General features: G+C 48.5%; 17 protein-coding genes and 1 tRNA gene. 12 read left to right on the plus strand and 6 right to left on the minus strand.

Annotated elements, in window-relative coordinates; all coding sequences use genetic code 11:
* Positions 1 to 221 precede the first annotated feature (221 nt).
* From ACEN2G_RS10685 to rraB, 4 genes are all read left to right on the plus strand, one after another.
* Positions 222 to 1,883, plus strand: a complete 1,662-nt coding sequence (locus ACEN2G_RS10685; RefSeq protein ID WP_442021478.1) for a methyl-accepting chemotaxis protein — start codon at positions 222 to 224, stop codon at positions 1,881 to 1,883.
* 313 nt (positions 1,884 to 2,196) lie between these two features.
* Positions 2,197 to 3,873 (plus strand): methyl-accepting chemotaxis protein, encoded by a 1,677-nt coding sequence (locus ACEN2G_RS10690; protein WP_442021479.1) that lies wholly within the window; start codon positions 2,197 to 2,199, stop codon positions 3,871 to 3,873.
* Positions 3,874 to 4,008: 135 nt separating this feature from the next.
* Positions 4,009 to 4,728 carry a 1-acylglycerol-3-phosphate O-acyltransferase gene (locus ACEN2G_RS10695; RefSeq protein WP_442021480.1) on the plus strand — a complete coding sequence of 240 codons (720 nt, stop codon included), beginning with the start codon at positions 4,009 to 4,011 and terminating at the stop codon, positions 4,726 to 4,728.
* A 127-nt stretch (positions 4,729 to 4,855) separates the two neighbouring features.
* A complete protein-coding gene (rraB, locus tag ACEN2G_RS10700) occupies positions 4,856 to 5,200 on the plus strand; it encodes a ribonuclease E inhibitor RraB (RefSeq protein ID WP_442021481.1) in 345 nt (114 codons plus the stop codon).
* A 166-nt stretch (positions 5,201 to 5,366) separates the two neighbouring features.
* On the opposite strand, the gene ACEN2G_RS10705 is transcribed toward rraB, so the two are convergent.
* On the minus strand, positions 5,367 to 5,888 hold the full coding sequence (locus tag ACEN2G_RS10705) for a GNAT family N-acetyltransferase (protein WP_442021482.1): 522 nt from the start codon (positions 5,886 to 5,888) through the stop codon (positions 5,367 to 5,369).
* 129 nt (positions 5,889 to 6,017) lie between these two features.
* Here ACEN2G_RS10705 and ACEN2G_RS10710 point away from each other — a divergent pair, with 129 nt between their 5' ends.
* From ACEN2G_RS10710 to ACEN2G_RS10720, 3 genes are all read left to right on the plus strand, one after another.
* Entirely contained in the window at positions 6,018 to 6,431 is a 414-nt protein-coding gene (locus ACEN2G_RS10710) for a hypothetical protein (RefSeq protein ID WP_442021483.1), read from the plus strand.
* A gap of 121 nt (positions 6,432 to 6,552) precedes the next feature.
* A complete protein-coding gene (gene osmB, locus ACEN2G_RS10715) occupies positions 6,553 to 6,774 on the plus strand; it encodes an osmotically-inducible lipoprotein OsmB (protein ID WP_442021484.1) in 222 nt (73 codons plus the stop codon).
* A 396-nt stretch (positions 6,775 to 7,170) separates the two neighbouring features.
* The gene (locus ACEN2G_RS10720; protein ID WP_442021485.1) at positions 7,171 to 8,481 is read left to right on the plus strand and encodes a methyl-accepting chemotaxis protein; all 1,311 of its coding nucleotides are present in this window, start codon (positions 7,171 to 7,173) and stop codon (positions 8,479 to 8,481) included.
* A gap of 222 nt (positions 8,482 to 8,703) precedes the next feature.
* On the opposite strand, the gene ACEN2G_RS10725 is transcribed toward ACEN2G_RS10720, so the two are convergent.
* From ACEN2G_RS10725 to pepA, 3 genes are read right to left on the minus strand one after another with little or no spacing between them, the layout of a single operon-like run.
* Complete coding sequence (locus tag ACEN2G_RS10725) at positions 8,704 to 11,568, minus strand: valine--tRNA ligase (RefSeq protein WP_442021486.1); 2,865 nt, start codon at positions 11,566 to 11,568, stop codon at positions 8,704 to 8,706.
* A 4-nt stretch (positions 11,569 to 11,572) separates the two neighbouring features.
* Positions 11,573 to 12,019: a DNA polymerase III subunit chi gene (locus ACEN2G_RS10730; RefSeq protein ID WP_442021487.1), complete on the minus strand. Its 447-nt coding sequence runs from the start codon at positions 12,017 to 12,019 to the stop codon at positions 11,573 to 11,575.
* Between the two features lie 2 nt (positions 12,020 to 12,021).
* Positions 12,022 to 13,533, minus strand: coding sequence for a leucyl aminopeptidase (gene pepA / locus ACEN2G_RS10735; protein WP_442021488.1), 1,512 nt, complete (start codon positions 13,531 to 13,533; stop codon positions 12,022 to 12,024).
* A gap of 161 nt (positions 13,534 to 13,694) precedes the next feature.
* Between pepA and lptF the strand changes: the two genes are divergently transcribed.
* Both lptF and lptG read left to right on the plus strand, forming a co-directional pair.
* Positions 13,695 to 14,804, plus strand: a complete 1,110-nt coding sequence (gene lptF, locus ACEN2G_RS10740) for an LPS export ABC transporter permease LptF (protein ID WP_442021489.1) — start codon at positions 13,695 to 13,697, stop codon at positions 14,802 to 14,804.
* Positions 14,804 to 15,874 (plus strand): LPS export ABC transporter permease LptG, encoded by a 1,071-nt coding sequence (gene lptG, locus ACEN2G_RS10745; protein ID WP_442021490.1) that lies wholly within the window; start codon positions 14,804 to 14,806, stop codon positions 15,872 to 15,874. The genes lptF and lptG overlap by 1 nt, the downstream gene beginning before the upstream one ends.
* 70 nt (positions 15,875 to 15,944) lie before the next feature.
* Here lptG and ACEN2G_RS10750 read toward each other — a convergent pair whose 3' ends face one another.
* The gene (locus tag ACEN2G_RS10750) at positions 15,945 to 16,460 is read right to left on the minus strand and encodes an RDD family protein (RefSeq protein ID WP_442021491.1); all 516 of its coding nucleotides are present in this window, start codon (positions 16,458 to 16,460) and stop codon (positions 15,945 to 15,947) included.
* Between the two features lie 252 nt (positions 16,461 to 16,712).
* Between ACEN2G_RS10750 and ACEN2G_RS10755 the strand changes: the two genes are divergently transcribed.
* Positions 16,713 to 16,797: transfer RNA gene (locus tag ACEN2G_RS10755), tRNA-Leu, on the plus strand.
* Positions 16,798 to 17,546: 749 nt separating this feature from the next.
* Positions 17,547 to 18,707 carry a PEGA domain-containing protein gene (locus tag ACEN2G_RS10760; RefSeq protein ID WP_442021492.1) on the plus strand — a complete coding sequence of 387 codons (1,161 nt, stop codon included), beginning with the start codon at positions 17,547 to 17,549 and terminating at the stop codon, positions 18,705 to 18,707.
* A 177-nt stretch (positions 18,708 to 18,884) separates the two neighbouring features.
* Here ACEN2G_RS10760 and ACEN2G_RS10765 read toward each other — a convergent pair whose 3' ends face one another.
* Complete coding sequence (locus ACEN2G_RS10765) at positions 18,885 to 19,355, minus strand: hypothetical protein (RefSeq protein ID WP_442021493.1); 471 nt, start codon at positions 19,353 to 19,355, stop codon at positions 18,885 to 18,887.
* Positions 19,356 to 19,710: 355 nt separating this feature from the next.
* Between ACEN2G_RS10765 and mscL the strand changes: the two genes are divergently transcribed.
* Positions 19,711 to 20,190 (plus strand): large conductance mechanosensitive channel protein MscL, encoded by a 480-nt coding sequence (gene mscL / locus ACEN2G_RS10770; protein WP_442021494.1) that lies wholly within the window; start codon positions 19,711 to 19,713, stop codon positions 20,188 to 20,190.
* Positions 20,191 to 20,424 lie beyond the last annotated feature (234 nt).

The raw sequence follows: 20,424 nt of genomic DNA on the forward strand, positions 1-20,424 counted from the left end.
ACAGAACTAGATTTAACTAAGCTTATTAAGCTCCCACTGTTAACGGTGGGGGCTTTTTTATTGGTCGCGTTAGAAATTGCTTGTTTGTTAATAGTGACCTCTCATTTGCCGAGAAAGAATAATTATTGTATGGTGAATTTATTTGTCTGTAATTTGCGCAACTTGTCTATATGATACGCGCGAAATAGAGTTCTTATTGATCTGGCAAATGGAGTGCTAATTTGAATAATTTAACCTTGAAAGCGTTGATCCGCTTGGTGTTCTTGGTGGTGTTAGCGGTGGCGCTAGTGTTTGGCGGTGCTTTATATTTTTTATTGCAGTCGCAACAAAATGTGAGTCGTACTCAAGAGATACGTTATGAGTCTTTTAACGCCAGTAATATGGTGCGCATGTATTCCCTCGAATTATCCAACGATATTCGCAACTATGTGGTCACGGGTAATGCGAAAAGGCTAGATCATTATCTTGATACTATGGCCATCACCTCTGGTAAGGCGCCTCGCCATAGCGGCCGCACTATCTCCAATGAAGCCATGCTGGCAGAGCTGCCGTTAACGGCGACTGAGCAAACGTTATTAGAAAAGGGTCGCCAAGGCACGGTAGTGATGGGTGAGCTGGAAGATAAGGCCATCGCCTTGGTGAAAGCCGGTCGTAGCCAAGAGGCCATCCCCTTGGTGTTTGGCCCCGAGTACGATGCGGGCCGCCAGCTGATGGGCGATTCGGTAAATGCGGCCATTAGCGAATTATTAGGCCGCCAAGCGACGCAACTGGCGCAGGCAAATGCGCGCAATGAGCAGATGGTCATCTTGATGATAGTGCTGGTATCTTCATTAGTACTATTAAGCTTAGTGTTGGGCTGGACCCTCAAGCGCATGGTGTTACTGCCATTGGGCGCCGAGCCTAGTGAAATGGAGCGGGTGGCTTCCGCTATCAGTGAAGGGGATTTAAGTCTGACTTTTGATGCCAATGCCACGGGTGTCTATGCCAAGCTGCAGCACATGACCGAAAAGTTACGTGAAGTGATAGGTCATATTCATCAATCTAGCCATAGCCATAGCCTATCGGCGGCGGCGGAAGAAACCTCGGCTATCTCTTTGCAGACTAGCGCTAACTTAAGCCGTCAGCAGCAAGATACCGAGCAAGTTGCCGCCGCTGTTAATGAAATGTCGGCCACTGTGCAAGAGGTATCTCATAACACTAGCTTGGCGGCGTCGTCGGCACGCTCAGCGAATGACGCGGCCGAGCAGGGCAAAGTCGTGGTACAGCAAACCGTGCAGTCTATTGCTCGACTGGCAGACGATGTCTCGGCGACCGGGCGTGTGGTGCAATCTTTGGCGGATAGCAGCCAGCAGATCAGTACAGTAGTGCAAGTAATCCAAGACATAGCCGACCGCACTAACTTATTGGCACTCAACGCGGCCATTGAAGCGGCGCGTGCCGGCGACCAAGGTCGCGGCTTTGCGGTGGTGGCTTCTGAGGTGCGCGATCTTGCGGAGCAAACCCAAAAGTCTTCACAGGTAATAGTTACCACCATTGCCAAGCTCCAAAATGATGCCAAGCAGGCGATGGCGGCTATGAGCAATGGTCGTGAACAAGCAGAGTTGACGGTGAGCCAAGCGCAAGAAGCCGAGCAAGCGTTGGCACTGATCAGCCATGCGGTACAAACCATCAATGATATGAACACCCAAATCGCCACCGCAGTCGAAGAGCAGGCCACGGTAACGGAGGACATCAGTCGTAACCTGACCACTATCCAAGGTGTGGGTGAGGAAACCGCGACGGGAGCAGAGCAAACGGCCAGTGCCAGCCGAGAGTTGTCTGAACTGGCGTCTGGTTTACAGCAACTGGTACAAGGTTTTCGTTTGGGCTCGTTACGCAATTAAAGCCGGGTAACTTTTCTCTTAGCGATATTTAATTCGGCATTTATTAAGCCTTTACCGTTAACGGTAAAGGCTTTTTTTATGGCCATTTAGATCAAGGCTCGAGCTTCGAACCACGGAAAAAATGTGAAAATAAAAGGAGTTGTATTTACAGCTTGTTACGGTTGTTGTTTTTACGTGAAGATAAGAGCCTTTCCTTGCATTTGATATACAATTAACCTGACTACAGACTCAAATTTAGCTCTATTAGATAATGAATCATTGATATAATGCCAGCCCCGAATATAACCCCCTCCTAGATAAATTGAGCCCTGCAATGTATAAAAATTTAACCTTAAAGACGGTGATCCGTCTGGTATTTCTGGTGGTGCTGACGTTGGCACTGATCTTAGGTGGTAGTTTGTATTTGCTGTTGCAATCACAAGCTGCTGTGCATCAAGCGCAAAATGATCGCTTCGATTATTTTAATAAAGCAGGCATGGTGCGTCTTTATTCTACGGAAAAATCTACCGCTATTCGTGACTATGTGGTGACCGGCAATGCAGCGCAGCTGAGTGTTTATAAAAAAGTTAACGACGTTACCGAGGGACGTGCGATTCGCGTTGATGGCAGCACTATGTCTGATAAAGAAATGTTAGCGGGTATGAATATGACGCCCGCCGAGCGTAATACCTTAGACAGAGGGCAAAAAGCAGTCGGAGTGATGGATGAGCTGGAAAAGCGAGCCATTGAATTGATGCAGTCGGGCCGTCAAGAGCAGGCACAGAAGCTGGTGCTCAGTGCGGAATACGACAGCGCGCGTTTAGAAAATGTGGCCACAGCGGATGAATTTATTACCCTGCTTCTAGAACGCCTGTTTGGCACTCTGGCTCAAGAAGAACAGCGTAATAGCACTATGGTGACCATTATGGTGTTGATAGTGGTGTTGTTAGTGGCCTTTAGCTTATTACTCGGCTGGGCATTACAGCGCATGGTCTTGATGCCCTTGGGTGCTGAGCCCAGTGAAATGGAGCGGGTCGCCAACGCCATTGCCAACGGTGATTTAAGCTCACAGTTTGCCGCTAATGCCACCGGCGTATACGGTAAGTTACAGTATATGAATAACAATCTGCGCGAGCTGATTGGTCACATCCATGAGTCGAGCAACAGCTTATCGGCGGCAGCAGAAGAAACGTCAGCCGTGTCATTGCAAACCAGCGCCAACCTTAGCCGCCAGCAACAAGACACAGATCAAGTAGCCGCGGCCATTAACCAAATGTCGGCTACCGTGCAAGAAGTGTCACAGAACACCAGCTTAGCCGCCTCTTCTGCGCGCTCTGCGAATGAGGCCGCCGAGCAAGGTAAACTGGTGGTCCAGCAAACGGTTACCTCTATTAGCCGTTTGGCTGACGACGTAACTGCGACGGGCAGAGTGGTGCAATCGCTCGCCGACAGCAGTACTCAAATTAGCTCAGTGGTACAAGTGATCCAAGACATTGCCGATCGTACTAACCTACTAGCATTGAACGCCGCCATTGAAGCGGCCCGCGCCGGTGAGCAAGGTCGTGGTTTTGCGGTCGTGGCTTCAGAGGTGCGAAATCTGGCCGAGCAAACCCAGCATTCATCACAAGAGATAGTGACTACTATTGCCAAGTTGCAGGAAGATGCCAAACAGGCCATGGCGGCCATGGCCGGTGGTCGTCAGCAGGCAGAGCTGACGGTGGGTCAGGCCCAAGAGGCCGAACAAGCCTTAGAGTTGATCAGTGAGGCGGTGCACACGATTCATGACATGAACACCCAAATAGCCACTGCGGTGGAAGAGCAAGCGACCGTCACCGAAGACATCAGCCGTAACTTGACCGGTATTCATGAGATGGGTGATGAAACCGCCGCCGGTGCCACTCAAACCGCCAGCGCCAGCCGCGAGCTTACCGAGTTGGCGTCAGGCTTACAGCAACTGGTGCAAGGCTTTAAATTAGAGTCAGAGAGTCCAGGTGCGCGATATCGGCGCTAAACGCGCGTTTTTGTCCGGTACTTAAGCACTTTAGTCAGCCATAAAATCAAGCCCAGTCGTGAACATTCACCACTGGGCTTGTTCAGATCAGGGCTGCTCAGTATACTGCCGACTCTGAAAATACGAGGTTTTCCGATGTTAAAGCTGTTGCGAATCATCTTACTGGCACTGGCCATGGTATTGGTGTTTATCCTAGGTACGCTAGTTTGCGTATTGCGCCCACGCCATCCTAATAATGTCTATGTGCTAGGCCGCTTATTTAACAAGGCTTGTATTTTGGTGGGCTTGAAGGTCACCTTTCGCGGCTATGAGCATGTTAACGGTTTACAATCGGCGGTTTATATCGCGAATCACCAAAGTAACTGGGACATTATTGCGCTGACAGGTGCCGTGATGCCGCGCACCGTGGCTATCGGCAAGAGCAGCTTGTTTTGGATCCCCCTGTTCGGGCAATTATTTTGGTTGAGTGGTAACTTGTTGATCAATCGTGAAAACAAGGCCAAGGCGGCCAGCACTATCGGTACTGTGGTGGATAAGATCCGCCAGCGTAATATGTCGATCTGGATGTTTCCTGAAGGCACACGCAGTAAAGGCAAAGGCTTATTGCCCTTTAAAACTGGCGCCTTTCATATTGCCTTACAAGCTCAGGTGCCGCTCGTGCCCATTGCCTGCTCCAGCTACTTTGGCCAGGTAGATTTAAATCGTTGGGATAACGGTGAGTTGATCGTCGAGATTATGCCGCCGATTTCGGTGGAGGGCTATGAGCCTAAGGAAATTAGAGATCTGCTCAAACACAGCCGCCGTATTTTGAGCGAACGCATTGCCGAACTGGATCTGGAAGCACGACGTCCCTGAATTATAGTGAGGAGTGAAGAGTGAGGCGTGAAGGGTTACCCCATAGCGCCAAACGTTGGGAGCTTATATCTACGCCTCCCACTTTACGCCTCACCCCTTACAATTTTTACTGGCCAAGGAGCCTGCTATGAGTGAGTTACAACAGTGGCAAGATGAAACGAATGAGATTATTGCCTCGCTATTAGAAGATGGCAGTAAGCCCGACGCTTTATATACCTTAGAGCATCATTTTTCTGGCCAAGACTTCGATAAGCTCGAAAAAGCCGCGCTTGATTGCTTTAAATTAGAATATGAAGTGACGGATGCAGAAGAGATAGAACTGGAAACAGGGCAGACCTTATTGAGCTTTGATGCCATCACAGACGGCCCGCTTGAAGTTGAAGCCATTATGGAGCAGATCAAAGAGTTACTGCCTATCGCTCAAAAATACGGCCTCGAATACGACGGTTGGGGCACTTACTTCGAAGAATAAAAACTTCTTCGCCACGGAATACACGGAATTGCACGGAAAAGTGCTCACTTAAGACTAATTTATGCTTGATCTGGTATTAAAAAAGGCGAAGTTTCGGTTTTACTTCCGTGTATGCCGTGGTAAGAAATAGCGTTATATTTGGTTTTTGTGTTGTCCACTTGACCCTTCACAATCCCAACATTAGCGTAATCTCGCAATCATCATGCCCCGAGTTGCCTAAGCGGGGGCAGGGTGTGAAACCCAGTTTCCGATACAAATGTAGCGCCTCGGGCAAGAGCGGCGTAGTTTCAAGGTAACAGTGTTGATAACCCCGTAAGCGTGCCTCTGCAAATATTTTTTCTGCCAACTGTCGGCCTAACCCTTTGCCGCGGGCGCTGGCCAGTAAATACATCTTTTGTAGCTCACAGACTCCTTCATGCTCTGGCACAGGTGCAAAGCCTGCTCCGCCCATTAGCTCGCCATCTTCAGTTATTAATAGAAAATATCCGGTGTCTGGCGTTTGATACAGTTGACTTAAGCCGTCTAATTGCGGGTCGGCTACGCTGTAGCCCTTGTCTGCGGTTAAGCCATATTCAGCAGATACGGTACGAATGACGCTCGCCAGCGGCGCATCATACTCGCCAGTCAGTGCGCGCAAGCGACAAGAAAGGGGCGGGTATATATCAATCGACTGAGCATAGAGAGTCATAGGACTTTCTCCTAAAAATAAGGGTAAGCAAATAAGGCTACAATTATGAGCTAAGCGTGCTTTGGCCACTAGTCTGACGATACATAACTCATGCTATAGTGAATAAAATTAGAGCCAAGGAACGCTTACATGTATCCCCCTCATAATCCCGATCCCTACGTCTTGCTGTGGGATGAATATAAATATCGTCACGATCACATCTGGCAAAAATTATTTCAAATTACTATCGCCGTGGTGGTATTGGGTGCTGTGCCTTACCTTAAACCAGAAATTAGCCAAGTATTAGGCAGTTGGATCCTGATAGCCCCTTTACTGGGTAGCATGCTGACGCTGATTACCTTAGTGCTGATGCATTTTGAACTGACTTTATTTGCCAAGATTGCCGCGGCCCATCGCCAACATCAAGAACTACAAGGCTTACTGAATCACAGCAAGCATAATTATTTTCGATATATGGTAATGACTTACGTAAGCTTTTTGTTGTTGGTCAGCATAGCAAACGTACTCGTGATCCACAGGCTATGGCTGGACGCGTTAGCGTAAACGATCACACCACGACAGGCCCAGACACAAGGAACACCATAAAGGCAGTGGTTTTGTGTTAAAGGGAGTAAACTGCTTAAGATAGCGTTAATGTAACGTTCACTGCACAGAGGTAATCACTATGACTAACAGCAAAAAGATATCAACCATGATACTGGCTTCCACCTTAGTGCTTGGCTTAACTGCGTGTAGCAATATGTCGGACCGAGACCGTAACACGGCCATTGGTGCCGGTGCGGGTGGTGTGGCAGGTTCTGTATTAACCGGCGGTAGCACTATGGGTACCGTAGGTGGAGCCGTAGTGGGTGGTGTAATTGGTAACCAAGTGGGTAAAAATAAATAACCGCTAACTTTTATTAGCGATAGTTTATTAGTGATAGAAAAGGCATGTTTATTTAAATGTGCCTTTTTAGTTTATTAATTATTTTCCGGCTACATTGTTTTTTATAAGTCATCTTTTGACTTTTATTTTTTATAGAAATCATAATGAAGTAGTTTTTTAATTAACAGGTGAGCCTTGTTTTAAATTGCTTAATTGCTATTCATTCTCATTGCTAGTTACACTTATCTTTACTGCTTTTCTTCCTAACATCCATCCTGTAGCCGTTACACTTTTGAGCCGAATAAAAAATTATTTTCAAAATTAGAGCAAAAATTCAATTTAAAATGAAAGTAAATAATCGGCTTACGGTCTTCTATCCGTGATATCAATCTTAGCTCCCAAGCAGGAGAAAACTGCATGCTCTTTAACCGCAAATTACAGCGTGAACTTGACATCGCTCGCCAGCAATACCAATCAATGCAAGCCGAGCAGCAGGCGCTGCGTGCACATCTTGCGGTGCTCGAGTTAACACCTGATGGCCACATTATTACCGCCAATGCGACTTGGTTGGCTGTAATGGGCTTTAATGATGCTGAGCTAGCAGCAAAACTCCAAGGTGAACAACACAGTGTGCTTGGTGCGGCCGAATGGGTTAAATCGCGAGCGTATCAAATGCTGTGGGCCGACTTAAAACAAGGCCAAGCGCAGAGTGGCACTTATTTAAGTATTAATGGCCAAGGCGAGTCGGTTTGGCTGGCAACGGATTTTATGCCCGTGCTTGATGAACAAGGCCGAGTAGTAAAGGTACTGAGCCTGGTGAAAGATGTAACTGCCACTGAGCAACAGTCAGCTAGCCAGCAAGCCGTGCTTAATGCCTTGCAGTTATCATCGGCTATTATCGAATTTACGCCCGATGGCGATATTATTACCGCCAATAGCAATTTTTTAAGCACTATGGGTTATCGCCAAGAGCAGCTTAACGGCCAGGCGCACAAGTTATTTTGTGAGCCGGAGTTTTATCAACAGCAACCCTATTTTTGGCAGGAGCTGGCCAAGGGTGAGTATAAGGCCGGACGTTTTAAACGCTTGGGTGCTCAGGGCCAAGAAGTCTGGTTAGAAGCCAGCTACAACCCGATACTCGATGCATCGGGCAAGGTAGTACGGGTAATGAAGTTTGCCAGTGATATAACGGCGCGAGTACAAAAGGCTCAGCAAGCCAGAGCGGCAGCTGAAGTGGCCAGCGTGACCGCTATTCAAACCGCCAGCATTGCCGACCGTGGTTACTGTTTGCTTGAAGACTCTGTATCAATTTCGAGCCAAATTGCTGATGATCTTGAGCAATCGATGACAGTTATTCAGAGTTTGAATGAACAAGCGCGCCAGATAGAAGAGATAGTGGCCACTATCAGCAGTGTGGCCGATCAAACCAACCTGTTAGCCTTGAATGCTGCAATAGAAGCGGCTCGTGCCGGTGAGCAAGGTCGTGGCTTTGCGGTGGTTGCCGATGAGGTGCGAAAGCTGGCGGGGCGCACTAGCCTTGCCACCACAGAGATTGGGCAAGTGGTAGCTCAAAACCGCGCCTTGACCGTGCAGGTATCGACGGCCATTGGTGCTGTGACGGTAGTGGCCGAGCAGGGCAAACAGCAGGTGTTAGACGTTGAAGCCATAATGGCGGAAATTCAGCAAGGGGCATTGGCGGTACAAGATGCGGTAGCCGAACTTTCTTAAGCTCTGTAAGGAGTGAGGTGGTAAGTGTGAGGGGTAAAATAAGCCCCTTTGGGAAGCAGTAAGCTTTGATCTGTAAATTAAGACAATATCTCAACCGAACACCGGCTAGCGCAGCCATAAAAAAACCGACCTTCACAGGTCGGTTTTTTTATGGGCGTTGTTCTTGGTGCCGTAAAGCCTTTGAGGTTTACACCTCACTCCTCACATCTTACGCCTCACTCATTACAGGCTCGCAATCTGCTCTTGCTGGGCGATTAGCTTAGCCAAGGCGGCTTGGTAATCGTCCAGTTTGCCTTGCTCAACCGCGACTACGGCGGCCGGTGCTTTAGCCACGAAGCCTGCGTTATTCAGCTTGCCCTCGATACGCTTAATTTCGCCTTGAGTCTTATCTAACTCTTTGGCTAAGCGGGCTAATTCGGCGTCTTTATCGATTAAGCCGGCCATGGGCAGCAGTAATTCTGTCTCACCAATCAACTGCTTGGTAGAGGTTGGGGCTTCTTCGTCCGCGCTTAAGTGCGTAATGGCATCGAGCTTAGCCATGGCCTTTAAGAAGGCTTCGTTGTCGTGGGCACGGCGGCCATCGTCACCGGCTGGGCGTATTAAGACTGACAAAGCCTTGCTCGGCGCTATATTCATCTCGGTACGCAGGTTACGAATCGAGGTAATAAAGCGCTTCACCCATTCCAGATCTGCCATGGCATCTGCATCTTCCAAGGACGCATCGGCTTCTGGATAAGCGGCCAGCATAATGCTGTCACCGGCACGGTTAGCCAGAGGTGCCACACGCTGCCAAATTTCTTCGGTGATGTAGGGCATAATCGGGTGCGCTAAGCGCAGCAGGGTTTCTAACACTTCAATCAAGGTTTTGCGGGTTGCGCGCTGCTCAGACTCTGAGCCGTGCCACAGTACTGGCTTGGTCAGCTCGAGATACCAGTCACAGAACTGATTCCAAATGAATTCATACAAGGCGTTGGCGGCACGGTCGAAGCGATAGCCGTCCAGCGCTTCGCGCACATCCTTGATGGTCACTTGCAGCTGGGCTTGGATCCAACGATCCGCCAACGAGTAGCTGAGCTCATCGGCACTCTCACCGGCATTCTGACCACAATCTTGTTCTTCTGTGTTCATCAGCACGTAGCGGGAGGCGTTCCACAGCTTATTACAGAAGCTGCGATAACCGTCTAAGCGGCGCATGTCCCAGTTAATGTCACGACCGGTGGAGGCCATGGCTGCCAGCGTAAAGCGCAGTGCATCGGTACCGTGGGCTTCAATGCCATCGGCGAAGGTAGTGCGGGTATCTTTTTCAATCTTGGCGGCAAGCTTAGGCTGCATCATATTGCCGGTGCGCTTGGTCACCAAAGACTCAAGATCGATACCGTCAATCATATCTAACGGATCTAGCACGTTACCCTTAGACTTTGACATTTTATCGCCGTTTTCATCACGGATCAGACCCGTCACGTACACGGTTTTAAAGGGCACCTGCGGCTTGCCGTTTTCATCTTTAATGAAGTGCATGGTCATCATGATCATGCGCGCCACCCAGAAGAAAATAATATCAAAGCCGGTAACTAACACGCTACTTGGATGGAAGGTGGCCAAGTCAGGCGTCTTTTCTGGCCAGCCCTGAGTAGAGAAGGTCCACAGTGCCGAGCTAAACCAAGTATCGAGCACGTCTTCATCTTGATTCAGTGCAACCTCAGCGCCCAGCTTATAAGTGGCGCGCACCTCTTTTTCGTCGCGGCCCACATAGACTTTGCCATCGGCATCGTACCAAGCGGGAATGCGGTGGCCCCACCACAGTTGGCGAGATATACACCAATCTTGTACATCACGCATCCACGAGAAATACATGTTCTCGTATTGCTTAGGCACAAATTCAATTTCACCGTCTTCTACCGCCTGCGTGGCGACTTTGGCTAAAGGAGCCGCGCGTACATACCATTGGTCGGTCAGCATCGGCTCGATAGGCACGCCACCGCGATCGCCGTAAGGCACGGTTAAGTCGTGATCTTTTACGCTATCCAGCAAACCTAACTCGTCTAACGCGCTAACGATGGCTTTACGGGCCGCATAGCGCTCAAGACCGTGAAACTCAGCAGGCAGTGCATCGGAGTAAACATTACTCACTTCGCCTTTGGTAGTGAACACTTCTGCCAAGTCGCGGATATGAGCATCTAAGGTCAGAATATTGATCAGCGGCAGCTGATGGCGCTTGCCCACTTCCGCATCATTAAAATCGTGCGCGGGGGTGATTTTTACGCAACCCGTGCCTTTTTCCATGTCGGCGTGATCGTCGCCTACAATCGGAATACGACGGCCCACCAGCGGTAAGTCGATAAACTTACCAATCAGGCTCTGATAGCGCGAGTCTTTCGGATTCACCGCCACGGCGGTATCGCCGAGCATGGTTTCCGGACGAGTAGTGGCCACCACCAAGTAGTTTTTACCGTCAGCAGTGGTAGCGCCATCGGCTAATGGATAGCGAAAGTGCCACATATGGCCTTTCATTTCGCGGTTTTCAACTTCGAGGTCTGAGATGGCAGTATTGAGTTTTGGATCCCAGTTCACCAGGCGCTTACCGCGATAAATCAGATCTTCTTCATATAACTGCACGAACACTTCTTTTACCGCGTTCGACAGGCCGTCATCCATGGTGAAGCGCTCACGCTCCCAATCCACAGAGGTACCAAGGCGGCGCAGCTGCTGAGTAATGGTGCCGCCAGACTCTTTTTTCCAGTCCCAAATCTTTTCGATAAAGGCTTCACGGCCGTAATCGTGGCGGGTTTTGTCTTCTTCTGCGGCAATCTTGCGCTCAACTACCATTTGCGTGGCGATGCCTGCGTGGTCGGTGCCCACCTGCCATAAGGTGTTTTTGCCCTGCATACGCTGATAACGAATCAGGGTGTCCATTATGGTGTCTTGAAACGCATGGCCCATGTGCAGGCTACCGGTCACGTTCGGTGGCGGTATCATAATGCTGTAAGCGGGTTTAGTGGTGTCGCCATGAGGCTTAAAATAGCCCTTGTTTTCCCATTGCTGATACATGGCTTGTTCGATAGCCGTGGGATTAAATGTTTTTTCCATGATGTTATTCGTCTTGAGTTTGGGAAGGGACGGGGGCGGTAATAAGCGTAAAACCGGCCTGACGATACACTTTAAAGCGCTCGCGAGCTGCTTGCTTGCCCTCGTCATCCGAGGGCACAAAATCCACTAGTTGCTTAAAACGGCGCGCAAAGTCCGGCGCCGTGGGCGCCAGATTGATTAATACCGCACGGCCATTTTTAGGGGGCTGCCAGCCGATGACGACTTGTGCGCCTTGCGGGGGGCCTTCGCCTTGCAGGTTATGGGCAATAAAACCGTCACTGGGCAGTTGCCAAAGCGCCTCGTCAAGTGCCTCTGCTTGGATCTTATCTTGAGCGTGAATAAACACACCCAACCCTTGGCGGTAGAAGTCGGTGGTGAGTTCACACACCCACGCCACCGTCGACTCGGGCGTCGCGGATGCTGGCAGCAAATAAAAACAGCCTTGGCTCATGCTCACTCTTCGATATTATTAACGCCGGCCCGGTTCAGTAAAAACTGGGTCAACAAGGGCACCGGACGGCCGGTAGCGCCTTTATTCTTGCCACTTATCCAAGCCGTACCCGCCACATCTAAGTGTGCCCACTGGTACTTTTTGGTAAAGCGAGCCAAGAAACAAGCCGCAGTAATGGCACCTGCAGGGCGACCGCCAATGTTCGCCATATCGGCAAACGGGCTTTCCAGTTGCTCGTTATATTCATCACCCATCGGCAGACGCCAAGCACGATCGCCGGCTTGCTCGGAGGCATTCAGCAGTTCATGAGCCAGCGGGTTATGGTTGGCCATCAAGGCTGAGGTATGGTGGCCCAGCGCAATAATACTGGCGCCGGTTAACGTCGCAATATCCACCACTACTTCTGGGTCGTAGCGCTCGACAAAGGTCAGGGCGTCGCACAATACCAAACGGCCTTCGGCGTCTGTATTTAATACTTCTATGGTTTGGCCAGACATGCTGGTCAGAATATCACCCGGACGATAGGCATTACCGTCGGGCATATTTTCACAGCCAGCTAACACAGCCACCACGTTGATCGGCAGTTGCAGCTCGGCCAGTGCTCGCATTGTGCCTAGCACGGCAGCGGCACCGCCCATGTCGTATTTCATTTCATCCATGCCCTCACCAGGCTTGAGTGAAATACCGCCAGCATCGAAGGTGAGGCCCTTGCCTACCAAGACGATTGGGCGTGCATCGGCGTCGGGATGACCTTTATATTCAATCACCGCCATCATGGCTTCGTTGCGAGAGCCCCGGGCCACGGCCAGATAGGAGTTCATGCCGAGCTCAGCCATTTCTTCTTCGCCAATCACGCGAGTGCTGATATTGTCCCAGGCATCGGCCAGCTGACGTGCCTGTGAAGCAAGATAGGCAGGGTTACAGACGTTAGGCGGCATATTCGCCACATCACGACACACTCTTACGCCACGGGCCACCGCCAAGCCGTGCACCACGGCGCGCTCGCCAATGGGCAGCTCGCGACGTGTGGGCACATTGAATACCATTTTGCGCAACGGACGGCGCGGTTCGGCCTTATTAGTCTTAAACTGATCGAAGCTATACAGACTGGCTTTGGTAGTTTCAACCGCTTGGCGGACTTTCCAATAGGTGTCACGGCCCTTGACGTGCAACTCAGTTAAAAAGCACACTGCTTCCATTGAGCCTGTGTCGTTGAGTGTATTGATAGTGTTGCGAATAATTTGTTTATACTGACGTTCATCAAGCTCACGCTCTTTGCCACAACCGACCAGCAATACGCGCTCGCTGAGCACGCCAGGGACTTGATGCAGCAATAACATTTGGCCGGCTTTGCCTTCCAAATCGCCGCGGCGCAGCAGGGCACTCAAGTAACCGTCGCTGATTTTATCCAGCTGCTCGGCGACCGGAGACAGACGACGGGGTTCAAACACGCCGACCACGATACAGGCACTACGCTGTTTCTCGGGGCTACCACTTTTAACACTGAACTCCATGGATTCTCCTACCGCTTGAAGACAATGAGCGTTAGATCAAGGATAATGATGATCGTCGCAAAAACATGCAGATTTTCGTACACTTTAGGTGCGAAAATCGTGATTTTACGCTTATTCTTAAGCGTTTCCATTGAAAAGACAAGTTAACACTGGGATTTACGGTGATTGCATTTCGTTATTTGTTTTGGGAAACCTTCAAAACGCAGCTTGCTGTGTTATTCGTGCTGTTGCTGATTTTTGTCAGCCAGAATTTTATTGAGGTATTAGCCGGTGCCGCCAGCGGCACCATACCCGTCGGCTTAGTTGGCAAATTGTTGCTGCTTAACATGCCAGATATGGGCACCTTGATGCTACCTATCAGTCTTTTTTTGGGCATATTGTTTGCGCATGGCAAGCTTTATGCCGATAGCGAGATGACGGTGATGCGGGCTGTGGGCATAGGTCCTAGCAAAATAATGGGTATAACTTTGGTGTTAGCCCTCTTGTGGACCCTAGTCGCCTTGGCTAACTCTTTATGGCTGACGCCTTGGTCAAAAGCCCAAGTGCATCAGATTAGAGAAGAGGTCAAGGCAGACCCCGGTCTTGCGCTCTTACGTCAGGCGCGTTTTATGAGTCTAGATGGCGGGCGCGTCGTCGCTTACATAGAGCGACTCAATAGTGACGGTGACAATAGTAATCTTAATCGCGTCTTCGTGGTGCAACGGGGTAAAACTCAGCAGGCTCCCAGTATAGTGGTGGCCGATAGTGGCTACCTTAACGAGCGCGATGGCGGCCAGTGGTTGACGCTGGATGAGGGCCGCCGCTATAGCGGTGTGCCCGGTTCTCGTGCTTTTGATGTGGCCGAATTTAAGGAATATAGCGCTTTTATTCGCCCCAGCGAACTCGGTGAAGTGGAGCGCAAAGAGTCGGCAGTCGAAACGCGCACCTTGAGTCATTCAACCGATTTGTTAGATAGAGTTGAGTTGCAATGGCGGTTGGCTTTGCCGTTATCCATGTTGGTATTGGTGCTGTTAGTGGTACCGCTGGCGGTGATTAATCCACGCCAGGGGCGGTACGCAAAATTATTACCGGCTATCTTGCTTTATCTGGCGTACTTTCTATTGCTCAGTGCTTCGCGTTCTGCCGTTGAGTCCGGCAGCCTGCCCCTTTATCCTGGGTTGTATACCGTACCTATTGTCTTCTTGTTGTTGGTGGGGGTCCCGCTCAATTTACGAGAAACGGCATGGTGGAGTCAGACTCGCGAAAAATTTAAACGTAACAAGGCTGCCTAATGTTCACTATTTTTGATCGTTATATTGGCCGTACCGTGTTAATGGCCATCTTGCTGTGCGAACTGACCTTGGTGGGCTTGTCGGCGGTTATCCGCTACGTGGAGCAACTTAGAAGCGTGGGTGAGGGAACCTATACGCTGCTGTCGGCGTTTTATTTTGTGTTGCTGTCGATGCCACAAGAAGTGGTGCTGTTCTTCCCGATTGCTGCCTTACTCGGTGGGTTAATTGGCTTAGGACAAATGGCCAGCAACAGCGAGCTGGTGGTGATGCAAGCTGCAGGGCGTTCGCGGTTTAATATTGTGGTAAGCGCTCTGAAAACCACCTTGCCTTTAATGTTGCTGGTTATGTTGGTCGGGGAATACGTAGCACCAGCTACCAAGCTTGCTTCCGATGACTTGCGTAGCCAAGCTAAATCTGGCGGCCAAGTGGTGCAATCTATCTATGGGGTGTGGGCTAAAGATAATGAGGCGTACATTAATATCGGACAAGCAAAGCGTGACGGCACTTTAGGGGATGTTACGCTCTATTACTTTGACGATAACACTCGCCTTAAGCGTATTAGTCAGGCCGAAAGTGCTATTTACCAAGAGCATTATTGGCGTTTAACTAACGTTACCGACACCGTATTTAATGCAGGTGTATCTATTGAAACCCAGCATCAAGACACTCGGGATTGGCAAACTAGCCTAACGCCGGAGAAGCTTGGTGTGGTTGCCATAGATCCGGATGAGCTGTCGATGCGCGGCTTATGGGAATATCAGGGTTATTTAGCGGATAACGGTCAAGACGCAGGTAACTATGCGTTGGAGTTTTGGCGCAAAGCACTGCAGCCCATTATGGTGATTGCCATGGTACTGTTAGCGTCTTCGTTTGTGTTTGGTGCCTTGCGTAGCGTGAGTATGGGGGCCCGCTTGCTATTGGGGATTCTATTTGGCTTTGGTTTTTATGTTTCTAATCAAGTGTTTGGTCCCATTAGTTTGGTCTACCAAGTGCCGCCAATTATAGGGGCGCTGGGCCCCAGTTTATTGTTTATTGGTATTGCGCTGGTGCTGCTCAATCGTAGAGCTTAAATACAGCGGCAAGCGCCCGGCGCCCAGCTAAACATAGTGTGGTGTTTTATGTTGTGCTTGGCGCCGGGTGCTAGGCGCTCGGCGCTGGTTTTTTGTCCAACAACTGCTTATTGAGCTGTTTGCTCATTACTATCACCTCACAATCGGCAATCTTATCTTGCAGCGCTAACTTAGTGCGTGGGTTAAACAGCAACCATAGATTACCTAAGCCGAGCAAGGCGCTGGCGGCACGCATTACGCATTGCGCCAAGCGTAAGCGACTGCCATCGGTATTTTGTACCCGCAACCGCCAAGCGCGCATGCCGATGGTTTGGCCACTGGTACGCCAAAACCAACAATAAAAAAACAAGGCTACAGCTAGCAAGCACAGTTGATACCAGTAACTGGCGCCTAACATAGCTGCCATGTCTTGATGCTCGCCTAAGCTTATCCAGCCCAGCTCCAACGCCAATGCCGTTAAACTAAAGTAGATAAAGCCGGCCACCATCAGCAATGACACCACGACCAGCAGGTCATACAACCAAGCCGCGAAGCGACGCATCAATCCTGCTCGCTCTAAACCTACATAATCAGAATAAGAAGCCACTACTAGATTACCGCCATGTTACTAATTGTTAAGGTGGCTCATTCTAGCAAACCCTAAGGCGCATGGTTATTTTTGTACGCATTACGGTTAAGTAATGGGCGATTGAGTAATTTTTGCGCAGTCGGTGTCGTTAAGTTAATAATCTACTTGCGGTGCGGCTGTGGATACGTATAATTCCACTCGTTCCCAAGGCGAAGTAACTTACTTATCTAAGTAGCTTACCTAGGCAGCAAAAGATAAGAAGTAGAATTTGGCGGTGTGGTGAAATTGGTATACACGACGGATTCAAAATCCGTTGCCTTCGGGCGTGGCGGTTCAAGTCCGCCCACCGCTACCAAATTATAGAGAAAACCGCCTTATGGGCGGTTTTTTCGTTTCTGGTGTATGAAGCGTTCCCTGCCCTATTCCCTGTTACAACTGTATTCTCCGGTACATAAGGTATCCGCATAATTTATTTTATAGCGTGCAACATTCTGTATTCTGGAACGGATATAAATAGACTTTACACCTCTTATTTTTCCCGTCACTCCTTGGGATAAGTTTCCTCCTCAGTAGCAAACCCTAGACATAGTGATGACTATATCTGCAGCTAGATTGGGTCGGGCTCATAATGGCAGAGCAGGGCGGTGAACGATTAAATACCTGGTGAATAAAGTCATGGGCATCATTATCTAACAACTAGGTCAGGTCATTATTTCATCACAAATCTGGCAAGTAGTGGTACAAAATTTGAGTTGCTTGTTGCCGACACAGCATGTGTATTCAACCTCTATTAGAGGCAATATTAGAAGGTTTGCAGTCGGGTAGCTGCGTGGCTAGGATGCCGGCGCATCATTACTTAGTATCAAGACTCATTATCAGAGGCTAATAAGTGGTTTGCTTTGGCATTGGGTATACATGATAATGCCCTATTGACTAAGGCTAATATAGCTATTTACGGCTCTCGGCGTAGTGCTAAGCACTTAGGATACATAGAGTGTTCTCAGCAAAATGAATAACAAATAAAACGACATTACATCTCTTGAGCACTTGTGCTTTTAAGCATGTCAAACTCACACATCAATACATGAATAGGCGAGTTCGAATATGGGAATTCAAATAAATTATTGGGAAGGCATAGAGAGCCACATGCGCATAAAAAGCTTGTTAGGTATCTTAAGACGCCCAATAACCTATGTAGTAACGAGTGTTTTTTTTATTGCGAGCCTGCTTGCTTTTCAATATGCCTTCGCCCAAGACGTAGTAAGTAGTGCACCCTTAACAGACGATAAGGCATTATCTGCCCAAAATTACACCTCAACAGCTAGGCTAGGCTTGATCAGTAACGAGGGTATTGAGGAGCTAGTTAGTCGTGTTGGGGAGTTGGATGAAAAGAAGTCACAACTAGATAATGCATGGCGCATCGAACGTAACAAATATGATGCGATGAAAATTCGCATTGATGACAGTAAAAAAACGATTCGTTTAGAAATGGATGAGGTTCTGTTAAATGGTTCACCGCGCGAACGTTTAGATGAGCTACTTAGCCAACATGAAAGTCTGTCTAAAAACGAAAAAGAAGTCGTTAAACAAGTCACTCAACTTGAAGAAAAGCTGTCCGCACATAAATCGTTATTAATTCAAGCCAATCGTGACTTGGAAAGAATGCGCACACTCTATGCTGCGCAGCAGCGCGAACAAGATATTCTGCGTGTACAAGAAATTACTCGTTTTCTTGACCGTGACCTGAGTTTCAGTGAACACATTTCTTTTAAGTGCTCAACGACTAAGAGTCTTGCTGCCTGTTTAAATGACTATCCGCTCGACTCCATAATCCAAAATGGGGTACGAGAGCATTACCAAATCGCTTTGTCTAATGAACTCGCTGAAAAAATAGGTGCAATAAGATTAAGTTCAGATTGGTATTCAACACAGACGAATCATAATTTTACTGGAGCCAGCATGAACTTAGATGGCTCTGTCTCAGCTGAGGTTGAGATTCGTGCCAGTATCGTTTCGCGCAAAATGATGGCTTGTTCATTGCTAAAAGCATCAGCTGATCTATGCGAGGCCCAGTCAACATCTTTGATTGTGCGTAGTAATAAATATGGTGATCAGGTTTATATCAATAATAAGCCTTATGGGTCTACGCCTTTATCGATAATGCTAGATCCAGGAGTGTATAACGTGAAAATTAAGTATCAAGAGTTGACGCAAAATCGTACGCTTACGCTTGATGAAAACCGCCAGCTTAATTTTGTATTCTAATATTTATTAATTAAATACGGCACACATTAGTGTGCCGTATGTTCATCTCGCACATTTAAAAATTACTTTTAACAAAGTGATAAAGCTAATAATTTATATATGCTTCATTATTATTTAAAATTATTAATTAACGTTGTTAATAAGTGAAAAATAACATATTGAAATTAAAGTCCATCATTAAATGGTATCTTTTGCCACGATCAAAAACGGACTGTTAGGATCGGCGATAAATTTATCTTCAAAATTGTAAGCCGTTACTTCTAATGGCGCCTGGCGATAACTGTACTTTATAACTTCGCTCATGTAACGTTTAATAAAAAATTCTGGCCCTAAAGCTTGCCATTGTAAAACGTGAATTAGTTCATGAAAGTGCACCCTAAGCTGACCTGCCACCTGAGGTTTTAAATAATAGATATCATTAAGCGTGATGCCTACCGCAGTTGGGCTCAACAACTGGCTTAAACCCAGTTGTGAGACCACGGTTGCCGGTGGGCAGGGCAGCTCATTCGTGATCACAAAGCTCGCCTGCTTAAGTAACTCAATGCTAAAAAAACCGGTAAAGTGTGCGCTCAGTTGTTGGCAGCTATGGCGTTGTTTTTGGTGTGCGAGATTAGTCTCGTTTACCCAGCTGATAATATCAAAAGTCATGGCTGTTCCTTGACGCTAATTGCCAGATATACATTATGCTCTAGCCCTTAGTAATCCCCTCATTTTAATAGCAGATCGCGTCATGTTAGCTGCACAATCTAAATATGCACTAACCCCCAAAATCAGCTGAGACCGCATTGTGCCTAGGGATAGGAAATTTTCTAAGTTACGCAGTACCACAGTAGAGTTTCGTCGTTTCTTTCCACTACTGCTCTCAAACTCAGGTGTGGCGCGGTTTATATGAGGGGATTGGTAAGGCTCTAGCCTTAACCTTGGTGAATATACGAGCCGCCTTAACGCTATTCGGTGCTACATTAGCCCGATTTATATGGTTATTTTACACAGGAAGACTGTAATGACTAAAAAAACGGGTTTTATTACTGAATTTCGTCAGTTTGCAGTAAAGGGCAACATGATTGATCTGGCGGTGGGTGTGATCATAGGCGGAGCTTTCAGTAAGATCATCGACTCTTTAGTGCGTGATGTGTTTATGCCGGTCATTAACTTTATCTTGGGCGGCGATGTTGATTTCTCTAACAAGTTGCTGGTGCTGCGCGCGCCTGAAGGTTACAGCGGGCCACACACGCAAGAGGCACTGAGTGCCGTGGGCGCCGTGGTCTTGTATTGGGGTAGTTTTGTGACTGTGTTTATTAACTTCGTGTTGCTGGCGTTGGTGGTGTTTATCATGGTGAAGATGATCAACCGCATGCGCGAGTCATTACAACGCGAAGCAGAGACGGCCACAGTTACACCTACGGCTACGCCAGAAGATATTCAGTTGCTGCGAGAAATCCGTGATGCACTAAATAAGGATCCTGAACAGCCTAAGGCGTAATACACGCACAAGCCAATTAGTGTTGCTTAAAGATCCCGCCGTTGCGGGATTTTTTATGGGCAAGAGTTGGGCCGTCGCCTGAGCAGAAAGCCCAAGTTTGCGTTATTGGTGTCGACCCTACTATCAAGTAGAATGGCCACTTGTTGTGTTTTTGGCCGCGAAGCTGTGGCCATTATTGTCCTCGTTAGCTGATGGCGTCTTGAGTACTTCTGTATGTGGTATTGATCGCGCTGT

Source organism: Oceanisphaera sp. W20_SRM_FM3 (assembly GCF_052119705.1).
Classification (GTDB): domain Bacteria; phylum Pseudomonadota; class Gammaproteobacteria; order Enterobacterales; family Aeromonadaceae; genus Oceanimonas.

What these genes read in the sequence shown, in the direction of transcription:
- pepA (WP_442021488.1), bottom strand. Translation starts at nt 13,533, where the DNA reads ATGGAGTTCAGTGTTAAAAGTGGTAGCCCCGAGAAACAGCGTAGTGCC.
- lptG (WP_442021490.1), top strand. Translation starts at nt 14,804, where the DNA reads ATGTTCACTATTTTTGATCGTTATATTGGCCGTACCGTGTTAATGGCC.
- ACEN2G_RS10710 (WP_442021483.1), top strand. Translation starts at nt 6,018, where the DNA reads ATGTATCCCCCTCATAATCCCGATCCCTACGTCTTGCTGTGGGATGAA.
- ACEN2G_RS10760 (WP_442021492.1), top strand. Translation starts at nt 17,547, where the DNA reads ATGGGAATTCAAATAAATTATTGGGAAGGCATAGAGAGCCACATGCGC.
- mscL (WP_442021494.1), top strand. Translation starts at nt 19,711, where the DNA reads ATGACTAAAAAAACGGGTTTTATTACTGAATTTCGTCAGTTTGCAGTA.
- ACEN2G_RS10705 (WP_442021482.1), bottom strand. Translation starts at nt 5,888, where the DNA reads ATGACTCTCTATGCTCAGTCGATTGATATATACCCGCCCCTTTCTTGT.
- ACEN2G_RS10765 (WP_442021493.1), bottom strand. Translation starts at nt 19,355, where the DNA reads ATGACTTTTGATATTATCAGCTGGGTAAACGAGACTAATCTCGCACAC.
- ACEN2G_RS10725 (WP_442021486.1), bottom strand. Translation starts at nt 11,568, where the DNA reads ATGGAAAAAACATTTAATCCCACGGCTATCGAACAAGCCATGTATCAG.
- ACEN2G_RS10695 (WP_442021480.1), top strand. Translation starts at nt 4,009, where the DNA reads ATGTTAAAGCTGTTGCGAATCATCTTACTGGCACTGGCCATGGTATTG.
- ACEN2G_RS10690 (WP_442021479.1), top strand. Translation starts at nt 2,197, where the DNA reads ATGTATAAAAATTTAACCTTAAAGACGGTGATCCGTCTGGTATTTCTG.
- osmB (WP_442021484.1), top strand. Translation starts at nt 6,553, where the DNA reads ATGACTAACAGCAAAAAGATATCAACCATGATACTGGCTTCCACCTTA.
- ACEN2G_RS10720 (WP_442021485.1), top strand. Translation starts at nt 7,171, where the DNA reads ATGCTCTTTAACCGCAAATTACAGCGTGAACTTGACATCGCTCGCCAG.
- rraB (WP_442021481.1), top strand. Translation starts at nt 4,856, where the DNA reads ATGAGTGAGTTACAACAGTGGCAAGATGAAACGAATGAGATTATTGCC.
- ACEN2G_RS10730 (WP_442021487.1), bottom strand. Translation starts at nt 12,019, where the DNA reads ATGAGCCAAGGCTGTTTTTATTTGCTGCCAGCATCCGCGACGCCCGAG.